Source organism: Aurantimonas sp. 22II-16-19i (genome assembly GCF_002088275.1).
In the GTDB taxonomy this organism is placed as follows: domain Bacteria; phylum Pseudomonadota; class Alphaproteobacteria; order Rhizobiales; family Rhizobiaceae; genus Jiella.
Map to the genome: position 1 here is coordinate 71,438 of NZ_AQQS01000007.1, position 19,910 is coordinate 91,347.

General features: G+C 69.5%; 18 protein-coding genes. 13 read left to right on the forward strand and 5 right to left on the reverse strand.

Annotation, left to right across the window (positions count from 1 at the left end; all coding sequences use genetic code 11):
- The first annotated feature begins 180 nt into the window (after positions 1-180).
- The 13 genes from ATO4_RS08115 to ATO4_RS08175 all read left to right on the forward strand — a co-directional run bounded on the left by ATO4_RS08115 (position 181) and on the right by ATO4_RS08175 (position 17,216).
- Positions 181-1,233: an OmpA family protein gene (locus ATO4_RS08115; protein WP_083590932.1), complete on the forward strand. Its 1,053-nt coding sequence runs from the start codon at positions 181-183 to the stop codon at positions 1,231-1,233.
- 231 nt (positions 1,234-1,464) lie between these two features.
- Positions 1,465-4,599 (forward strand): caspase family protein, encoded by a 3,135-nt coding sequence (locus tag ATO4_RS08120; protein WP_176222903.1) that lies wholly within the window; start codon positions 1,465-1,467, stop codon positions 4,597-4,599.
- A gap of 167 nt (positions 4,600-4,766) precedes the next feature.
- Positions 4,767-6,275 carry a hypothetical protein gene (locus tag ATO4_RS26965; protein ID WP_139802317.1) on the forward strand — a complete coding sequence of 503 codons (1,509 nt, stop codon included), beginning with the start codon at positions 4,767-4,769 and terminating at the stop codon, positions 6,273-6,275.
- Positions 6,276-6,417: 142 nt separating this feature from the next.
- Complete coding sequence (locus ATO4_RS08130; protein WP_083590934.1) at positions 6,418-6,951, forward strand: hypothetical protein; 534 nt, start codon at positions 6,418-6,420, stop codon at positions 6,949-6,951.
- 184 nt (positions 6,952-7,135) lie between these two features.
- On the forward strand, positions 7,136-8,311 hold the full coding sequence (locus tag ATO4_RS08135) for a hypothetical protein (protein WP_083590935.1): 1,176 nt from the start codon (positions 7,136-7,138) through the stop codon (positions 8,309-8,311).
- 40 nt (positions 8,312-8,351) lie between these two features.
- Entirely contained in the window at positions 8,352-9,104 is a 753-nt protein-coding gene (locus ATO4_RS08140; RefSeq protein WP_139802318.1) for a hypothetical protein, read from the forward strand.
- Positions 9,105-9,115: 11 nt separating this feature from the next.
- Entirely contained in the window at positions 9,116-10,219 is a 1,104-nt protein-coding gene (locus ATO4_RS08145; RefSeq protein ID WP_083590938.1) for a serine protease, read from the forward strand.
- Positions 10,220-10,302: 83 nt separating this feature from the next.
- The gene (locus ATO4_RS08150; protein ID WP_176222904.1) at positions 10,303-11,334 is read left to right on the forward strand and encodes an OmpA family protein; all 1,032 of its coding nucleotides are present in this window, start codon (positions 10,303-10,305) and stop codon (positions 11,332-11,334) included.
- A gap of 102 nt (positions 11,335-11,436) precedes the next feature.
- On the forward strand, positions 11,437-12,471 hold the full coding sequence (locus ATO4_RS08155) for a hypothetical protein (RefSeq protein WP_083590940.1): 1,035 nt from the start codon (positions 11,437-11,439) through the stop codon (positions 12,469-12,471).
- A 322-nt stretch (positions 12,472-12,793) separates the two neighbouring features.
- Positions 12,794-14,599, forward strand: coding sequence for a S8 family serine peptidase (locus ATO4_RS08160; protein ID WP_083590941.1), 1,806 nt, complete (start codon positions 12,794-12,796; stop codon positions 14,597-14,599).
- 58 nt (positions 14,600-14,657) lie between these two features.
- Entirely contained in the window at positions 14,658-15,359 is a 702-nt protein-coding gene (locus ATO4_RS08165) for a hypothetical protein (RefSeq protein WP_139802319.1), read from the forward strand.
- Positions 15,360-15,499: 140 nt separating this feature from the next.
- Positions 15,500-16,420 carry a YceI family protein gene (locus tag ATO4_RS08170; RefSeq protein WP_083590943.1) on the forward strand — a complete coding sequence of 307 codons (921 nt, stop codon included), beginning with the start codon at positions 15,500-15,502 and terminating at the stop codon, positions 16,418-16,420.
- Positions 16,421-16,652: 232 nt separating this feature from the next.
- Positions 16,653-17,216, forward strand: a complete 564-nt coding sequence (locus ATO4_RS08175) for an alpha/beta hydrolase (RefSeq protein ID WP_083590944.1) — start codon at positions 16,653-16,655, stop codon at positions 17,214-17,216.
- A 148-nt stretch (positions 17,217-17,364) separates the two neighbouring features.
- Here ATO4_RS08175 and ATO4_RS08180 read toward each other — a convergent pair whose 3' ends face one another.
- The 5 genes from ATO4_RS08180 to ATO4_RS08200 form a co-directional block, all read right to left on the reverse strand.
- Positions 17,365-17,682, reverse strand: a complete 318-nt coding sequence (locus tag ATO4_RS08180; protein ID WP_083590945.1) for a DUF1476 domain-containing protein — start codon at positions 17,680-17,682, stop codon at positions 17,365-17,367.
- Between the two features lie 122 nt (positions 17,683-17,804).
- Complete coding sequence (locus ATO4_RS08185) at positions 17,805-18,194, reverse strand: hypothetical protein (RefSeq protein ID WP_083590946.1); 390 nt, start codon at positions 18,192-18,194, stop codon at positions 17,805-17,807.
- Positions 18,187-18,615 carry a hypothetical protein gene (locus tag ATO4_RS08190; protein ID WP_083590947.1) on the reverse strand — a complete coding sequence of 143 codons (429 nt, stop codon included), beginning with the start codon at positions 18,613-18,615 and terminating at the stop codon, positions 18,187-18,189. The genes ATO4_RS08185 and ATO4_RS08190 overlap by 8 nt, the downstream gene beginning before the upstream one ends.
- On the reverse strand, positions 18,612-18,821 hold the full coding sequence (locus ATO4_RS08195; protein ID WP_083590948.1) for a hypothetical protein: 210 nt from the start codon (positions 18,819-18,821) through the stop codon (positions 18,612-18,614). Before ATO4_RS08195 ends, ATO4_RS08190 begins: the two co-directional genes overlap by 4 nt.
- A 258-nt stretch (positions 18,822-19,079) precedes the next feature.
- Positions 19,080-19,808 (reverse strand): peptidoglycan-binding protein, encoded by a 729-nt coding sequence (locus ATO4_RS08200; RefSeq protein WP_083591043.1) that lies wholly within the window; start codon positions 19,806-19,808, stop codon positions 19,080-19,082.
- Positions 19,809-19,910 lie beyond the last annotated feature (102 nt).

Here is a 19,910-nt window from a genome sequence, read left to right on the forward strand (position 1 = left end):
GCGCCCGGCCGGAACCATCCGGCCGGGCGTCTTTCGTTGCGGGAGGCCGGCAGACACCGGAGCCCGGGAGCTCGCGAGCCGATCCGCCGCCCGGCGCGCCTGCCCTCCCAGGCGATCTCGTCTGGGGCTTCCACTCCCCTGATGAAATCCAGCGAGCTTTCGACCTTGAGGAGATGAACGATGCGCTCGATCCTGTCGACCACCGCCCTGTTGACCGTCCTGTTGTCCGGCGCGGCGCTTTCGCCGCAGACCGCAGCGGCAGACGGATACGACGCCCCGCGTGCCAGCGCCGGGCAGATCAACCGCGTGATCCACGGCCGGCCGGCCGGCAGCCACCATTCCTACGCCCCCCGCTATGGCGGCGGCACCGGTTCTCATGCCGGCTACCGCAGCCATGACGGCCAGTACCGGCACGGCGATTACGGGCACGGCCATTACGCCCCTGTCGACCGCGGCTACGGTCACGACGATCGTGGCTATGGTCACGACGTCACCGATCTCGACGACTTCGGCAACGCTGGCCACGATGGCCGGCTCGTCACCACCTACCGGACCTTCCCGCCCTTCGTCCGCATCATCGAGACCGTCTCGTCGTCGACCAAGGAGCCGCAGGAGGAGATGGCGCCCGCGCTGGCCGGGCCGGAGCCGCGCAGCGACGTCGGCCGGCCGATCCTGTTCGCCTCCGGCAGCCACGAGCTGTCGCCGACCGCGGCCGCCGACCTCGACCGCATCGGCAACATCCTGCTCGCCTATGCCGAGACCGACGTCTCGATCCTGCTCTCCGCCTATACCGACGCCACCGGCACCCGCGAGCAGAACGCGGCGATCTCCGCCAGGCGCATCGCCTCGGTGAAGGACTATCTCACCGAACGGTTCGACATTCCGCAGGCGCGCTTCGTCGATGCCGCGATCGGCGAGGCGACGGCCCCGGGCGTCGACGATCCGCTGGCACCGGAAAACCGCCAGGTGGTGGTCTCGCTGCTCGGCCTCGAACTGGACAAGGGCAACGGCGCAGACAACGGCGCGCCGGTCGCCGAGGCGGAGGACGAAGTTCCTGCGGCCGAGGCCGTCTACGCCGAGGCGGACCATGCCGCGGCCGCTGCGACCTGCCGCGTCCCGGCCTATCCCTACGCGGGCCACACCGTCGAGGGCCGCATCGTCGCGGCCAGCTTCCAGGATCTCGACGACTTCGGCGGCGGCCGGCTGATCGAGGTCTGCAAGATCGGCTACTGACCGCCGGGACCGATCGCCCGGCGGCGGGCCGGGAGGCATGCCTCCCGGCTCGGCCACCCGGCCTCCCGACCTCCCGGCCCGGCCCGACAGTCGATCACCCTGCGGAATCTTGCCGTATTCATTACCGACTTCACGCAGCTTCGCGCCGCTTGCGAGACCAACCCTCGCATCGGCTTCCAATCGGCCGACTTCGTGATAGAACTCATGAGCGTCATTGAGAAAGAAACGACGATGAGCGGGGTTCTGCAACTGGGATTTCTTCTACGTCATGTCGTCGTACTATTGTTGATCGCCCTGATCGCTCCGGCAACTTTTGCGAGCGCCAGGGCCAACGAGATCCTGCGGCCGGGCGTGCCCGTGATCGATATCGCGCGGGCCGAAGTGACGGCGGCCATCGCCGGCATCCTCACCTCCAATTGCATCGCCGCCGACGCGCCCCGCCCCTACGACCTCACCTATCTCGGCCTGCCGGCCGGCGATCCCCATGTCTCCGAGAGCGTCCGCTCGCGCATCAACGGCGCGCTGCAGGATGCCATCCGCGGCTCGGGCCTGGCGATCAACGTCAACACCGCCGAGAACGCCCGCGTCCTCCTGCCGATCCTCGGCTCGGGTGGCGAGAGCAGCCGTCAGATCGAACAGATGGTGAACCGCCTCTATGCCTCGACCTTCGCCGTCGCGGTCCAGGCGTCGCGGCCGACGGTCGACGTCTCCCGCCTGACCATCTCGATCTTCGCGCGCTCGGCCAACGGCTCCTACGGCTGCAACCGCACCATCGGCATCAACCTCCATCTGCCCTCCTTCACGGCGATCGGCGACTTCCGCGGCTCCAGCGTCGATCTCGTCGAGCTGTCGGGCGTCTACCAGTCCGTCCTCGCCGGCGTCGCGCCGAAGCTTGCCAGCGCCGCGGGGCTCACCTTCCGGCCGGACATGCGCATCGACGGCATCTGCAGCCTGTCGCAGCGCGCCGCCGACACCTTCACCACCGCCTATTTCCAGATGCAGGAGGGCGAGCTCGCCGCCTGGCTGGACGGCAAGCCCCTGCCGGCGCTGATCACCGGCCAGACCGCCGACGGCACGGGTGCCGGCGAGGGCGGCGGCATCATCATGGACGTCGCCTTCCGGCTGCCGGAAAAGGACGGCCGCATCGTCGACCTGACCATCACCATCCGCCAGGGCGATACGGTGCTGGCGCGCCGCCGGGCGCTGGCCGTCGCCGACGAAGGCATGCTCGACGGCTGCCGGCCGGCCGCCGTCGTCGAGGCCAGCCGGACGCCGGCCGAGGCCGTCACCGATGACGGCGCACGGGTCGCGGCCGCTGAGCCGGCCCGGGGCGACAGCCCGTCGGCGCCGAAGACCGGCAACGCCGCCTCGCCGGTGGAGCCGCAGGACAAGCCCTCGAGCGCTGCCGGCGAGACGCCCGCCGTCGGCCCTGCCGCAAGCGCCGCCCCAGCTGCCACGCCCGCGGAGCAGGAAGGCCAGCCTCAGCGCCACCTCTTCATCATCGCCAATCACGACTACCGCTATGCCGAGGACGTGCGCTACGCGATGAACGATGCGAGCGCGATCGAGAAGCTGTTCGTCGAGCAGTTCGGCCTCGCCCCGGCGAACATCACCCGCTACCAGGACCTGACCAAGGCCGAGCTGGAATACCTTTTCGGCGACAAGGACCGGACCGGCACCATCGCCAACCAGGTCTCCTCGCCCAATGCCGAGGTCTACGTCTATTTCGTCGGCCATGGCTCGCGTTCCTTCCTCGGCGGCGAGGCCGACAAGACGCCGTATCTTTTGGGCTCCGACAGCCGCCCGGACCGGCTCGACCTCACCGGCTACGATCTCGACACCATGATCGGCCAGCTGGCCGCGATGCGGGCGCGGGCGTTTCCGGCCGGCCGGGTCGTGGTCATGCTGGAGAGCTGCTTTTCCGGCCGCTCGGACGCCGGCGACCTCGTCACCGGGATCAGCGCGCCGAATTCCGGGGCGGCGCCCGTCCTCAAGGCCGGAAAGGGCGTGACGCTGATCGCCGCCGCCCATTCCGACCAGGTCGCCGTCTGGGACTCCGACTATCGCCACGGCGTCTTCACCGACGCGCTGGTGTCGGCGCTCTACGGCGAGGCCGACGAGACCCGCTTCGGCGGCAATGCCGACGGCGACGTGACCGTCGCCGAGCTGGAGAACTTCCTCCAGTCGCGGATGACGCGGCGCATCAAGCAGCTTCGGCCGGAATTCCGCCAGACCCCGGAGATCGACGGCGCGGCGGCGACGGACGTCCTCTTCACCCTGCCGCGCGACGGCATCGGCCGCGAAGAGGCGACCGAGCGCGAGCACTACGAACTCCTCACCGCCCGCGAGATCCTCGAATCCAAGGACTTCTCCGGCGTCCAGCCCTATCTGCGCGGCTGCGTCTACTGCCCGCTGAAGGACGAGCTGCGCGAGCTCGTCCAGACCGAGCGGCGGCGCGAGGCGATCTGCCGGGCCGAGGAGCGCCATGCCGCCGAGCTGATGAAGCGCGGCAGCGCGCTGGAGATCGGCGCCTATCTGCAGAGCTGCGAGTGCTGCGGCAACCGCAAGCCGCTGGAGGACCGCCTCGCCGAGCTGAAGGGGCCGGACCCGGCGGCGCTGAAGGACGAGGCGCTGTGGGCCGCCGCAGAGAAGGACGCGACCCTCGACGCCTACTGGTACTACGTGCAGAACTGCGAGGAATGCACGCGCAAGCGCGACGGCGAGAAGAAGGTCGCCGGCATCTGCCAGCGCGCCCACGAGACGGTCGACGCGCAGTTTCCGGCCGATCGCTCCTATGACGGGCTGCTGCGCTACCTCGCCAGCTGCAACGACCTGCCGCCGGTCTGCGGCGCCTGCCGGCGGATGGGCGAGGCGATCAAGCTCGTCGCCGAGATCGAGAGCCGGCCGGACTTCGCCTCGAGCAACACGTCGACCTTCGTGCCCGCCAACGCCCCGGAGCGGGTAGTCGCCGTCGAGAGCGAGGATCTGAAGTCCTACAAGACGGTGATGCTCTCCGCCGACCCGAGCGACTACGACCTCTTCCTCGAGCGCTTTCCGGGCAGCGTCTACGTGCCGGAGATCAAGGAGCGGCTGACCAGCCTGCTCGCCCAGGAAGCGACCTGGGAGGAGGTTGCCAACATCCACAGCGTCGAGGCCTATCGCCGCTACGTCCTGCAATATCCGACGGGCAAGCACCTGCGCGAGGCGCGCGAGCGGATCGAGATGCTGCAGGACGAGACCGACTGGCAGACGGTCCTCGTCGAGCGCTCGCGCGGGGCCCTGGTCGACTATCTGCGCAAGCGCCCGAAAGGCCGCTACGCCGACCATGCGAGGCAGCTCGTGCGGGAGTTCGACGAGAAGGGCTGACGCGCCGGCCGGACGAGACGGCACGAGACGAATGCGGATGAGGCAGGGGGCGAGGTCGGCGCGGTCGGCCGAGGCCCCCTGACCGGTTCGAGCATGCCGGATTGAGACATGCCGGTTCAGAGGCGCAGTTCGAACACGCCTGTTCGAAAATGGAGAAGGCAACGAGGATGGGGCAGCCCGACACGCTCTTCACCTGGTCCGAGACCGCCCGGGCGGAATTCGACGCCCTCGTCGACGGTACCAACGCCTCGGAACGCTTCCGCCTCGCCCTCGCCCAGACCATCGCCAGTGGCTGGGGGTCCAACCGCGACAAGCCCGCCTGGGCGCTCGCCGGCACCCTCGCCCTCCTCGGCGAGACCGGCGCTCGGCTCGGCAGTTCCCTCGACTTCCTCTGGATGCCGGCGAACGCCGTCTTCGCCCACCTCGCCGACTGCCGCCATCCGGCGGTGAGCGCCAACGAGGGCGGCTCCTATCACCTGAAACTTCCGGGCGGCGGGCTGCTCTTCGACAGGTTCCGGCTGAAGCTCCTGCAGAAATATCTGGAGTTCCTGATCTCCTGCGACGGCTTTGCCCATTCCGGCGAGATCGCGGCGCTGCTCGACGCGTGCCTGCGCGGCGGAACGTCGGACAAGCCCGCCATCGACACGGCGGTGAAGTCGATCGCCCGGATCCTCTACCGCTATCGCACCACCCATTTCGACGACGGCCATGCGACCTCCGCCTTCTCGATCCTCAGGGCCTATCTCGCCGGCGTCGGCGACACCATCACCGACGACACGGTGTTCGACTTCTGGTCGGCCGAGGCGAATGGCCACTTCAAGACCTACCAGGCGAGCTTCTTCGCCCTGAAGGACTATGTCGACGCGCTTGCCGATGCCCGCTCGCGCGCCGCCATGCGCCGGGCCGGCGAGATCGACGCCCCGGGCGTTTCGGCCGAGCTGTCGGTGGACTTCGTCGATCCCTTCGCGAACGAGGACGACAGGGGGGACGACAGCGGGGGGGACGAGGAGGAGGACGGCGGCTTCGACGACGTTGCCGATGCCGCCGAACAGGCGGCGGCGGCCTTCGAGCGCGGCGAGGAGGCGGCGAGCGCGGCGCTGAAGGCGATCGCGGCGAGCGAGGTCAAGCTGATCAAGAAGCGCGAGGAGATGCTCGCCGCGCCCGTCGCCGCGGCCGGCAGCTTCGGCTGCAGCCTGCCCTTCGCGACCCTCAGGCTCCTGGCGTTCCACCCGATCCAGTCTGCGCTTTCCAATTCCTTGAGGACGGGCAAGGCCACGCTTTCGCTTCAGGAGCGCGTCACCTGCGTCGAGGCACGACGCTACGGCGCGCTCATGGGCGAGATCGGGGACCTCGAGACCGCGATGAGCGAATGGCTGAAGATCGCCTTCGCGATCCGGTCCGAGGAAGCCACGGGCAATGCCAGGGCCGACGCCGTGCGCGCCGAGGGGATCACGCTCCTGAAATCCCGGCGCAGCCAGTCGCTGGCACGGCCGCGCGAGGAACTCGCCGAAGCCTTCGCCGTCGTCGAGCGGCCGCTGATGGCGCTCGCAAGGTCGCTGTCCGGCTACCGGGCGGCGGTGCGGGCGAGGGCACGGCAGGACGAGGCGCTCGACGCCGGCTTCGAGACCGACCGGGCGCGCTTCGCAGAGCAGCTGCGCCGGCTCTACGCCAGTTGAAGACACCGCCCGCCGGGGCATCAGGGTCGACCCAGGCCTTGGGCCGCACCGGGCCAACCGGTCGGTTCGGCCCCGCAGGGTGCGAACCGAACAGACGATAATCCGGGCCCGGCAAAGGGCCTCATCCGAAAGGGACGACGCCGTGACCATACGCCTCGACCAGATCACCTCGCCGGAGCTTCTCGCCGCGGCCGAACGGAGCTTCGCCGATCGCCGGGCGGCCCGCGACCTTGCGGGCGACCCGGCGGAGCGGACGGAGAGGACGGGCCGCGTCGACATCGCCGCCTTCCTCGCCGGCACCAGCGCCGAGGCAGGGCCGGTTCCCATCGGCCTGATCCGGCTGCGGCGGCAATATCTGCAGGGCCGCAGCCTCGCCTTTTCCACCGCCGCCAGGGCCGCCAGCACCGACACCGACATCGCCCGCACCATTGGCGGCTTCCGCGTCGAGCTCGTCGACGAGGGCGACGCCTTCTTCGTGATCGTCTCGGCCGATGCCGCGACCGAGCTTCCCCGTCACCTTACCTTGATCCACGAAGAAAGGAGATTGTCACTGGATATTCCGTTAGGTAATCCTATTGCCGGCCTCCTTCAGATCGGGCTCGATCCATCGTCCGAGGGAGATCGCAGGGTGATCGACCTCCTGAAGGATCCACGAACGGAAATCTATCTGGCGTAGACGGATCGAAATTGCCGCATCTTCCGAAGGGCCGGCAAGCTCCATCGGATGACAATGCGAGGAAGGTCTTACGAGCAACCGGATGCTAGCGCTTGAAACCGTGCGTCAGTTCACGCACAGTCATGCTTCCGACCCTTTCCTCGGTGCGGCGCGTCTCGCGGCGAGCGCCAACGCACGAAGACGTATGCGTATCATCATCCCGACCACGGCCAAACCGGTCGAACTGCGCGCCATCAAACGCCGGCCGCGCGTTCCCGCGAGCTATATGGCGATGGCGGGGGACTTCCGCCCGCTGGCCCTGTCGGCGGACTATCACCGCTTCGTCAATGGGCCGCTGCGCAGCGTCGTCGCCGAGCTGCCGTCGGTGGAGCTCAGCCTGTCCGATGCGCTGGACTGCGGCCGCTCCTGGGAGCTGCCGGTCCTCATCGCCCATCTCATGGAGGCGGCCGGCCGGCTCGGCACGGCCGAAGCGATGCTGGTCTGGGCGACCGGCATGGTCGATGCCGACCTCAACCCCCAGGGCGCCGACTACCATATCGCGCTAAAGCTCGAATTGTCCCGGCCGCTGTTTGCCGAGGCGGCGGCATCGGGCGAGGCCATCGCCATGGTGGTTCCGCCGCCGCAAGGCGCGGGCGAGCGCCAGCTGATCGCGGCCTTCTGCGCCGAATTCGGCATCGCCCTGACCATCGCGTCGACGCTGGAGGACGTCCTTTCGGCCTTCGGCCTCGTGAATGAGACGCTTGCGCCGACATCGCTTCCGGCCGTCGCGGACGACGCGTCGGCCGGTCCGGCAAGCTCCGGCGTTGCCGGCGCGGTCCCTGCCGATGCGGCGTCTCCTGACGGCGCGCGGCGCCGCCCCCTCGCGTTGGGGATCGCCGGTCTTGCGGCCGCCGGCCTTGCCGCCGCCGGCTTCGCCGTTTTCGCCTCTGACCCTTCCACTTCTCCGGCAACCACGGGGCACGAGCCCGAACGGGCGCTGATCGCCGCGAGCGACAATCTCGCGCTGGACGGGCTCTATGCGAAGGACAGGGCGGCATGTCAGGCGAAGATCTATTCCGGCGAGCCGCTCTCGATCGAGCCGGCAGTGCTGCGGTCGGGCGGCTTTGCCCTGGCGGCACGGGACGGCCTCTGCGGCCTCAGGCTGCGCAACCTCTCGGACCAGTCGCAGAAGCTCTTCGTCGACGCGCGGCTGACCGGCCTCGCGATTCCGGGCGGAGCCTCGGTCGCCTCCGGCGGCGAGCTCTCGGCCGGGGAATCCACCCTTCTCTACTTCGCCCGGCCCCCGACCGCTCTCACGGCCGACGCCGTGCTGCGCGATCGAACTGGCCTCGAAAGCCGGGTCCCGATCACCATCGACTGACAAACCGTCCGGCGGGGCTCCGTCCAGAGGGAGGAATGGCATGAGACAGATGCGCCGCTCCGACGGACATGCCCCGGCGAACCTGCGCCGGCCGGCCGGCCTCCTCGCTTTGTGCTGCGGCCTGGCGACCACGATGGCGAGCCTTGCTGCGCCGCTGCCGGCTCTCGCCCAGAGCGCCGACGTCAATGCGATCCTCGGCGGCGAGGCGCCGGCGCAGGTTGCGCCGGCCGAGCCCTCGGGCATTCGTCCGCGGGCCTTTCCCGGCGCCTCCCCGTCCCTGTCCCCGTCCTCGCCGAACGCGGCCGGGGACGGCCAGGCCGCTCCCCAGGCGGCGGCCCCGCGCGGCAACGACGAGCGCTGGGTGACCAGCGATCGCCCGGCGGAGAACCTCGCGGTGATCTCCGTCCACCCGCTGCCGGGCGAGAGCTGCCGGGACGTCCTGTTCGACATCCGCCCGTCGACCCGCGTGCGCCACGACGTCCGCGCCGGGGCGAGCCTCGATTTCGATCTCGGCGAGCTCTGCCTTCTCGGCATCCGCAACGAATCCGACCGGCGCACCCTCGTCGTGCGGGTCGGCGAGGAGCTGAAGACCGTCGCCATCGTCTCCGACAGCCGGCTGAACTCGGGCATCGCCCTCGGCCCCGGCCGCGAGATCATGACGCCGATCCGCCCGCTCGACATCACGGCGCTGACCATCGGCGTCGAGGCGGTCTGGGACGACCAGATCGACGCCACCAACCCGGTCATCGAGAGCTTCGGCCTGAGGCTCGCCAAACGAACCCCCGGAAGCTGAGGAGCATCGCCATGGCGCGCCCTTTCCTTCACTCGCCCCGATCTGCGGCCGCATCGCCCGGGCCCCAGCGCGAGCGCCCCGCCAAATGCGGGCGCGGCGCCGCGCTTCTCGCGGCGACGATGATCGCCACGGCCGCCTTGCCGTCCGGTGCCGGCGCCGTCGACTTCAAGCTGCCGGCCGAAGACTACGGCAAGGTGGTGCTGCCGCTGCGCCAGTCGCTCGGGGACGCCGCCCGCGACGTCATCGACCGGCAGAACGTCTTCGAGCCGATCGGCCTCCTGCGCGAGGACGACCCGATGCGCCGCCTGGCGCGGGCCGTCGGGCGGCTCGACATCAAGGTCGAGGAAAACGGCCAGGAGTTCCTGTCCACCTGCACCGCGACGATCGTCGAGGGCAGTCTCGTCCTCACCAACTATCACTGCATCCCGGGCTTTTCCGGCAAGGTGCTCGAGGCATCGATCCTCCTCGACTATTACGGTCCGGACAGCCAGACGACCCGCATCGCGGTCGAGACCACCGCGGTCGAGCAGGACGCCACGCTCGACTACGCGCTGGCGCGCCTCGCCGGCCCCGCCCCTGCCGACATCGAGACGATCCCGTTTTCCCGCGAGCGCTCGCGGCCGCTCGAGCGGCTGACCATCGTCCACCATCCGGCCGGACAGCCGAAGATGATGACGCAGTTCCGCTGCTATGCGGCGGACAAGCAGGCCGAGGGTCCGAAGCTGCGCCATCGCTGCGACACCCTGCCCGGCTCGTCCGGCGCACTGATCTTCAATTCCGATCGCCAGGTCGTCGGCATCCACCATACGGGCGGGCTGAACGAGAACGATCCGGCGAGCTTCAACGAAGGCTCCAACATCGCCGACGTCCTCGGCCGCAGCGCCCTTCTGCGCGCCGCTCCGGCCTCCGGCGGCGCCCCCACGCCCGCCCCGCCCGTCGCCGCGACCACCCCGCAGACGCCGGATGCCGCCGCGGCGACCGGTCCCGCCTCGACGGCGCAGCCGACGCTCCAGCCCGCGGGTGGCCGCCAGCCGGCGCCGGCCCCGTCACCCAACGCGATCATCGGCGGCAGCGATCCGGCGAGCTCCTACAACGATCTGCTGCTCGGGCGATGACCAAGCGACGCAAAACACCCTGGCGCTTCCACTCCACGAAGCAACCGATCAACCGCATCAGAAGGCTGAAGGACATGGCGAGGATGACGGGTTCGACGACCGGCCGGAACGGTCGCGCGCAAGGGCGGAACACCCTGGCGGAGGCAAGGCCGGCAGGCCGTCTTGCGCATGTGCTCCTGGCGGCGCTGATGCTGTCGGCCGCGCCGGCTCTCGTCGGCGCCGGGGCCCCGGCGCTCGCCCAGCAGGGCAAGCCGCATCAGATGAGCGAACGGGCGGAGCGGATCGTCCGGACCCTCAAGCCCGCGGCCCGCAGCCGCTATTCCGACGCGGCCTATGCCAACCGCATCATCCAGATGGAGATCCCGCTGCCCGACCGCGGCAGCCGGACGGTCTACCTCAACTACAACCATTCGGTCGATCTCGCCGTCTACTACGATTTCGACAGCTTCGACATCACGGCCGAGACCGGCGACGTGCTCGACGATCTCGGCTATGCGCTGGAGGCGAGCGAGCTCGAGGGCGGCCAGTACCTCATCGCCGGCCACACCGACTCCACCGGCAAGGACGGCTACAACCAGTGGCTTTCGGAAAGCCGGGCCCTGTCGGCCAAGCGCTATCTGGTGAAGAACTTCCGCATCGATCCCGATCGCCTGATCGTCGTCGGCTTCGGCGAGACCCGCCTTGCCGACCGCAAGCGTCCCCGCGACGGCATCAACCGGCGGGTCGAGATCACCCTCATCGAGGACGGCTATTCCGGCCCGACCTCCGAACGCTTCGAAGCGCCGCGGCCGACCTATCGCAAGGGTCCGGCGCCGAGCGAGCGCGACCTCGGCCTTGCCGCATATGGCTCGGCTCCGTCGCTGGCCAGCGTCGACTGCGAAGGCACCGAAGGCATCATCGACCCGCGTCCGGCCAGGACCGGTCTCGACGACTTCGGCAATCGCCCGACGCCGGTTCCCTGCAGCGACGTTCCGAGCGACGCCGGCAGCCAGCCCACACCCGTCGCCGTCGAACTGCCTGATCCGGCACCCGCGCCGCGGGGCGACCAGGCGACGCCCGTCGCCCGCCCGCCCGCAAGCGCCGCCGAAGATCAGAACTCGGCGATCGAGAACTGAAGGGAGGGCCAGCGACGAAAGATCATCGCCCTTGCCGCCCGGCCGCAATGCCGCGCCGGCCGTCCCCACTGCCCAACCCTTTCGAAACACCGGAGAGCCCCAATGAAGATGCTCGCTAAAACCGCCGCCGCCGCGATCTTCGGCATCTGCGCCTTCGCCGGCGCAGCCGAGGCCGCCACCGTCAATCTTCTCGTGATGCAGGAGGACTGGGATCCAGAAAGCCTCGTGCGCAACACCCGCATCCAGAATGCGGTGCTGTCGACCATCAACCAGACGCTCAACGCCCCAGCCTATCAGTCGCGGCTGCGCCAGTACGGCATCGAGGGCATGGACGTCTACGACGAGACCGCCCTGACGCTGAACTTCTACCAGCAGGATCGCCAGCGCCGCACCGACGAGGAGCTGATCTCGGTGGTGCGCTCGGTCAACAATCCGCAGATGGACATCGTCGTCCCCTACACGATCTATGCCCGTGCGGTGACCGAGCCCTATAGCGGCATCGTCAAGCTGCAGATGGCGCTGAACTACCGCGCCCTCGACGTGCGCAGCGGCCGCTTCGTCGGCTCGGACAACCTCGACCTCGACACCCAGGGCGTCTCCTTCACCGGCTGCGCGGCCGGCCTCAACGGCACGCCGGCCGACCCGCACTGCATCAAGGAATTCGTCTCCCAGAACGGCGAGAAGCTGGCCCGCAATGCCGGCAACAAGCTGGCTCTCCAGATCGCCGGCCTGCTCGGCCGCCAGTATGGCGGCAGCGGCGCCAGCGAGGTCGAGACCATCGACGACGCGCCGATCAACGACGCCCTCGGCGACGTCGCCGCCCTGCCCAGCCGAGGCGCCGCCGGCAGCGGCTGCGACAACATCCCGACCACCTTCTCGGTCACCTTCCGCGGCTTCGAGCAGCGCCAGATGAACGCCGTCGAAGAGTACATGGCCTACTGGAAATGCGCCCTCGACCTCGACGTCACCGGCTCGGACTTCTCGGAGATCACCTTCTCCTACAAGACCCGCTCCGACCAGCAGCGCATGCTGCGCAACATCCGGCTGATGCTGGAACTGATGGGCGTCGTCGCCGAACCGCAGACGCAGGGCTCGAACGAGATCGTCGTCGAAGCCCTCGGCATCCGCGAGAACTGAGCATCGGCGCGGCGCCCGCCTTGCAGGGCGGGCGCCGCCCATCGACCGGCCACGGTCGGCAAGCCTTCGAAGCATGACCGGACGCTGCCCTGGGACGTTCCCGGAGCCGGCCCGGAGCAGGCCCGGAGCAGAGCCCTGATCCGGGCTCCGAAGCCGATGATGCCGCCTCGCCGGGATCGGATGGAGCGATGGGCGAACCCCTGACATCCGCCGCCCCGCATCCGGTCCTGATTGCAGCGGCGACAACGACGACAGGCGAGCGATCGTCCCGCCAATGCGCAAATGTCCTCTTCCCGTCGGATGATCTTGGAGATTTCCGGAGATGCCCAGACCCGATCGCAACCTCAGTGACCGCCGGCGCCGCATCGTGGTTCGAGGCGGCGTCGGCATCCTCGCGGCGGCTGTCGCGGCCGGCCTTTCGGGCGGCGAGGCCATGGCCCAGCAGAGCCCCTCGCAGGCCTTCCCGGCGATCGATCCCCGCGTCGCCCCGCCGCTCGCCCAGAACCCGCCGCGCCTCATCGATCCGACCCGCGTCCTCGTCACCCTGAAACAGGGCGAGAGCCGCGAGAGCCTTCGGCAGGAGGCGGCACGGCGGCAGCTGGAATCCAGCGACGGCACCATGGCCGCCGTCGTCGCGGCGATCGAGGCGGCGAGCGCCGCCAGCGATCGCAGCCTCGTCCTCGATCTGCCGGCGAGCGGCCGGGAACAGGACGGCCGGACCGCCGCGCCGGGCGTCGTGCAGAGCCAGGACGACTTTGCCGCCAGCCTCGCACCGGAGGCGGCCCGCCTCGTCGGAACGCTCCGCCAGATGCCCCAGGTGGAAGCCGTCGAACCGAACCGGATGTTCTTCGCCAATCAGGGCTCCGCCACGGCCGACAGCATCAACGCCATTCTCGGCGGCGGCGCGCCGCCGCGGGTCGACGGCCTTCGCGCCCCCGCCCAGGGCGACCCTGGCGCGGCATCAGCGCCCGCCCCCGTTCCTGGCCCCGGCCCCGCCCCATGGCGGGCAGCTCCCCAAGCGGACGCCGCGCCGGCCGTCTCGGACGATCCGTTCGCCGTCCTGCAGTGGCATCTGTTCGATCACTCCCTCGTCGCCGCGGCCAACCGGGTGCCCGGCGGCACCGGCTTCCTCACCTATCGCGCGAACCATCGCGGGACCAACGCCGCCGGCCCGGTCGTCGCGATCATCGATACGGGCCTCGTCACGGGCCACGAGGACGTCGCCACCACCCGCGTCCTTGCGGGCTACGACTTCATCTCCCTCGATCTCGTCGCCAATGACGGCGACGGCCGCGACGCAGACCCGGCCGATCCCGGCGACGGCAGCGACGCGGATCTGTGCTTTTCCGGTTCGCCGGCGACCGAAAGCACCTGGCATGGCTCGCATGTCGCCGGCATCGCCGGCGTGGTGGAGGCCGACAACCGGCTCGGCATCGGGCTTCCCGGCGTTGCCGTCCGGATCGTCCCGATCCGCGCCCTCGGTCGCTGCGGCGGGCTGGAGTCCGACATCATCGATGCGATGCGCTGGGCCGCGGGCCTGCCGGTTCCGGGAGTGCCCGCCAACCCGAACCCGGCCAGGGTGATCAACATGTCGCTGGGCGGCCCGGGCGCCTGCGCCCGCGCCTATCAGGCGGCGGTCGACGAGGTGCTCGCGGCCGGCGCGATCGTCGTCGTGGCCGCCGGCAACGAGGCCCAGGATGCGCGCGGCGTCTCGCCGGCAAGCTGCAACGGCGTGATCACCGTCGCCGCATCCGACATGCGCGGCTTCATCACGCCCTATTCGAATTTCGGCCCGCGCATCGACATCCTGGCGCCTGGCGGAGACGTCGACCGGGACGACGACGGCAACGGCCTTGCCGACGGCATCGTGTCGATCGTCTCGACGCAGGCGGGCGGCTACGGTCTCAAGCCGGGCACCTCGATGGCTGCCCCGCTGGTCGCGGCCGCCGCCGCCGCTCTTCTCGCCGAGCGCCCGCAGATGACCGGCGAGGAGGTTCGCCAGGCCTTGATGACGACCGCGCTGGCGCGATCGAGCACGGAATGCCCGCGGGGTTGCGGCGCCGGGCTCCTGCAGGTCTCGGCGCCGCCCGGCGGCGTCGCCACCTCTTCCGTCCGCCCCGCGAGGTGACGTTCGCGATCATGCAGAATGCCCTTTCGCCCCCGCAGTCCCAGTAACGAGGTATCCCATGTCAAGGTTATACTACTTCGTGGCAGCCATCGTCGGCGCCATGGCCCTCTCCGCGCCGGCGATCGCCCAGTCCTGCGATACCTACCGTGTCGAGGCCCGTCTCTTGAACATGCGGGCCGAGCCGAACGTCTTCGGCACGATCCTCGACGTCCTGCGCTCCAACGAGCTCGTCTGCATCGCGCAGAACCAGCCGGCGGGCGGCCAGGAGTGGGGTTTCGTGGTGTCCAAGAGCCGCCCCGACGGCAGCGCCACCCAGAAGATCGAGGGCTGGACCTCGCTGCGCTATCTCGCCAGGGTGGATGCACCGGGCGCCAACGAACCGACACCGGTCGCCGATGGCGACGCACCGGCCGCCACGCCCGTCGACAATGCGGCGACGGATGGCGCCGGTCAGGGCGGGGCCGAGCAGGTCGAGACCCTGAGTTTCACGGACCCGGTGCCGTTCGGCCCGTTCCCGGTGCGCGGCCGCACCCTCGAGCAGCTGGCGAATTCCCTGCCGCTGTTCTCGCCGATCGACGGGCTGCCCGACCCGCGCTGGAAGAAGCAGTGCACCACCTGCCACCAGTGGAACAAGGACCGGCTCTGCGACCAGGGCAAGTCCTACCAGGCCGATCCGGGGAGCATCATCCGCATCCAGCACCCCTATGGCGGCCCGTACAAGAAGGCCCTCGCGACATGGGCGACGAGCGGCTGCCAGTAGGCGGGCGCTGCCTGCGGCGACGGGACGGCCAGTGCCGGAACCCGTCAGCGCCAGACCCTGCCGAAACGACGATCTGCCAACGCGACGATGTGCCAGTATCACGATCTGCCAGTATCACGATCTGAAGGAAGGAACGCCCCATGGCGAAGAGACATGTGATGACGGCCGCAGGCTTGTTCGCAGCCGTGCTCTCCGGCGCCGGTGCTGCGCAATCATGCGAGTTCTACGAGGCGATCGACACCCAGACCGAGCTCTACGACAAGCCCGACGCCGGCGCCGGACTCGCCATCGCCATCCTGCCGGAGGCGACACAGGCCTGCGTGACGGAGGAGAGGTCGGATGCCGCCGGCCACAAGTGGCATCGGCTCGAATTCTACACGGTCGCCAACGTCAAGTACAACGTCGACGGCTGGGTAAGGGCGACCTCGCAGGGCGCACCGGACAACGCCGCCATCGCCGTGGCGACGGCCGCGGCACCGGAGGCCGCGCGAGCCGCAGCATCGCCGGAAACCGATGTGAGGCAAGCCTTCTTCGCCCGCGGCTGGTCCCTCGACAAGGCCCGCTCGCGGCTCAACTTCGTCACCATCAAGAAGGGCACGGTCATCGAGACCCACAGTTTCGGCGACCTTGCCGGCCAGATCACGGCCGAAGGCGACGCCGAGGTGAAGATCCGGCTGGAATCGGTTGCGACCGGCATCGACATCCGCGACGTCAGGATGCGCTTCCTCTTGTTCGACGTGGAGCAGTTCCCGGAAGCGACGATTGCCGCGCGGATCGACCCGGCTGCGATCGCCTCCCTCTTCGACGAGGCGCAGGTGACCTACGACCTGCCGATGACGCTGACGATCAGGGGCCTGTCGAAGGAGCTGACGGTGCCGGTGGTGATCTCCAAGCTCGGCAACGACCTCGTCTCGGTGAGTTCGGCCAAGCCGGTGACGATCTCCACCGCAGACTTCGGCATGGAGGATGGCCTGAAGAAGCTCAGCGAGGCGGCCGGCGACATCGCCATCACGCCATCCTCGCCGGTGACCTTCGAGCTCGCCTTCGTTCCGGCGGGTTGAGACGGCCGCGCCGAGAGGCGCGGGCCGAGAAGCGGAAACCGAGGGCCGTCTGATCGCGCACGGCAGGGCCAGGGCCAGGCGTCGCGGCGGCCGGCGACGCTGCGGCAGCGCCGGTCCGGCCCATGGCGAGACGGCAGGCATCGTCCCTCGCGACCTCGCCTTCCGCGCCCGGATCGGTGACCGACGGCCTCGGCAGCTTGACTTCGCCGCGCTCTGTTCGCATCTGCGGATCATGCGAGTTGCCGAATCCGACATCCTCATCATCCCCGGATACAAGGGATCGCCCGATGACCATTGGCAGAGCCGGTGGGAGCGCAAGCTCTCCACCGCGCGCCAGGTCGTCCAGGCGGAATGGTCCAAGCCCGTCCTCGAGGACTGGACCGACGCCGTCGCCAGGGCGGTGAACGCCTGCGAGCGGCCTGTTGTGCTCGTCGCCCATTCGCTGGGCGTGGCAGCCGCCGTGCAGGCGCTGCCGAAGATCTCGCGGCCCATTGCCGGCGGCTTCTTCGTGTCGCCGCCGGACGTTGCCGACGAGACGATCCGGCCGAAGCACCTTCGCACCTTCGGCCCCTATCCCCGCGAGCCGCTGCCCTTTCCGAGCCTCGTCGTCGCCAGCCGCAACGACGGATTCTCGTCCTTCGAGGCGGCGGAGGCGATCGCGGCCGCCTGGGGATCGCAATTCGTCGATGCGGGAGAGGTGGGCCACATCAATGCCGAAAGCGGCCATGGCCCGTGGCCCGAAGGACTTCTGACCTTCGGGCGCTTCATGAGCGGGCTGCCGCGTCCTTCCGCCTGATCCGCTGTTCGATTGATCGGGTAGTCTCGGAGATCCGCGTCGCGAGCAAGCCGGTTGGACGTCCGACATCCCGAAGGGATCAGTCGGACGTCGAATCAGACACCGACACGTCGCTGGCGCGACAGGTCGGCGACAAGATCCGGCCGGATCAGTTCTCGCGCACCTGCCGCTCGGCCTCGACCAGGAACTCGCTCATGTGGCGACGGATCTGGTGATCCGACTGCTCGACCTTCGCCCCGTCGAAATCGGCGCGGATCTTCTGGAAGATGCCGTCGTCGCCGGGGGTCTGGAAGGCGACGCTGATGATCGCCTGCACATAGCTGTTCGCATCGTCGCCGGTCATTCCGAGCTTTTCGGCGGCCCACAGGCCGAGAAGCTTGTTGCGCCGCGCCTCGATGCGGAACCTCAGCTCCTGGTCGTGAACGTAGCGCGATTCGAAATCCTGTCCGCGGTCGTTGAAGGACATGTCGTTTTTCCTCAGCTTTCGGCCCAGCCGGGCGGTCCGCCTCTGACATAAGGAAAGATAGCCGGCATTTGAAGCGGAATCCGCCCGGCACCCACAGTCGCAGGATCGGCCGGGCCGTCGGCTCAGCCGCGGCTGAGTTCGCCCCGGATCTGGCGCAGCTCGAGCCTCAGTTCCTGGACCTCGCGGGTGAGGTCGCGCAGGAGATCGCCCAGCGCCTCGGCCTTTTCGGCGGCGCTCTCGCCGCTCTGGAGGACACGCTCGCCGACCCGCCCGTCGAGATCGCGCATCGTCGCCGACAGCCCGTCCACCGCCCCGGCGAGACGGCGCACCGAGACGCCGTCGACGAGGGCGACGTCGAGCCGGGCCGGCTCGACCGTCTCGCCGGTCCTCCCCCCGCTCTTCAGGCCGAGCTTCAGCACCACGGTGGAAACGGCGACGCCGAGGCCGCCGCCGATCCAGAGCACCCATTCGGGAAGGCCGGGATGGGCGGGAATCGATTGGGGGTCAAGCATCGTTGCGGCAGCCCTTCTCCTCGCCGATCCAGTAGAGGCAACAGAGCGCCAGGATCGTGATGGCGCCATTGCCGGCGACGGGCGGCGTCAGCACCCCGCTTCCCATCGCGCCGATCAGATAGGCGGCGGTGATCAGGCCGTAGACGATCGCGCCGGCAAAGCAGCATGTCGCGCGCACCGTCGAGGTCAGCCCCTGCCGGGCGCCGTTGACGACCAGCCCGCCGACCCAGACGAGGCCGAGGCCGAGCGCCAGCACGCCCGTCCCCGCCTCGCCGAGCACCGCCTCGAAGGCCGCATAGGCCGGCGCCGAGAAGAGCGCCCCCGGGGCAAGAAGCGTCAGGCCGAAGAGAGCGAGGTTGATGGCGCAAAACCATTCCGACGCCCGCTTTCTCGCCTTGCGCCTCACATGGACGAGGATCATGGCGCCTCCGACGGGCTCGCAGGCGCGTTCCTCGGCGCGGCATAGACGATGGCGAAGCCGAGAAGGGCGTTGAAGACGCCGAGGCCGAGCCAGGCATACCAGGGCATCTCGACCCCCTCGGGGACGGCGGCAAAGACCGTCGTCCCGGTGGCGGCGATCGTCGCGGCGGTGGCGCCGATCGCCTTGGCGACGTTGGCGAAGGTCATCGTGGTTCTCCGAGGTTGGGCGAAGTCGTGGGCGGTGGATCGGACGACGCGCCGGTCGCAGGCAGACGCTTCCCAGTCCGGCTGATGGGACGGGGAAGGCCAGCGCGGCGGCGCCAGGCGGCGTTTGCGGTGGAAGGCTGCTTCTGCGTGTCCGATCGGCCGGACCGGATCGCGTATCGGGCCGCGCAGCGTGACTGCGGACCCGAAGTCCGACGTCCCGAAGAGATCCGTCGGGCGTTGTAGTCTTCGGCCGGACCGTCAGAGCCTCGCGGCCTGGACATGCATGAAGTCGTAGTTGCGCGCTCGCCCGAGGGAGAGCCAGCCCTCGGCCTCCCAGGCCTTCCAGAAGGGCAGCGCGTCTGGATGGGACAGCCGCGCCTTCGGCGCTCCCCATTTCAGCTGGTTGCGCTCCGGGTCGAAGTCGATGGCGATGCCCCAGGCATGCATCGACCAGGCCGAGCCGCCGCGCATCCGGCGCACGTTCAGCGACCCGCCGAAGAGGTTCAGCCCCAGCGCCTCGCGCTCGGATGCGGAATAGAGGGCCGCGACGGTCTGGAGAACGCGCTTCGCCGATGGAGCCACCTTCTCATGCAGGGTGATCGACCTGATGCGCGTCGCCTTGGACCAGGCCAGCACCATCTCGAACGGCACCGCCACCCTCGCCTGCCTCGTGCCGACGGCGCCGTAAAATGCCGGCACGCCCGCCTGGCGCGGCCAGGTGTCGCCGACGAGCGCGATCCTGCGGATCTCCGCTTCCGGCACCACCCGGCTCTCGACCGCGGCGGCCGTTTCCGGATCGACCCGGCTCGACGACTGCCGCAGCGCCGAAACGACCGCCTCGTCGGCCCGGCCGTCGACCGGCAGCCGCCGTGACGCCTCAAAGGCGCGGATCGCGGCGATGGTGACCGGCCCGACGACGCCATCGATCGGCCCGCAGGCAAATCCGTGCGCCGTCAGCCGGCTCTGCAGCCAGGCTTCGAATGTCATGGCCATCTCCTTCGGGGCTTGGAGACGAAAAAACCGGCCGCAAGAGCTGCGGCCGGGCATGAACTGCACCAGGAATTCAATCAAAGCTTGGGGATCATGTTC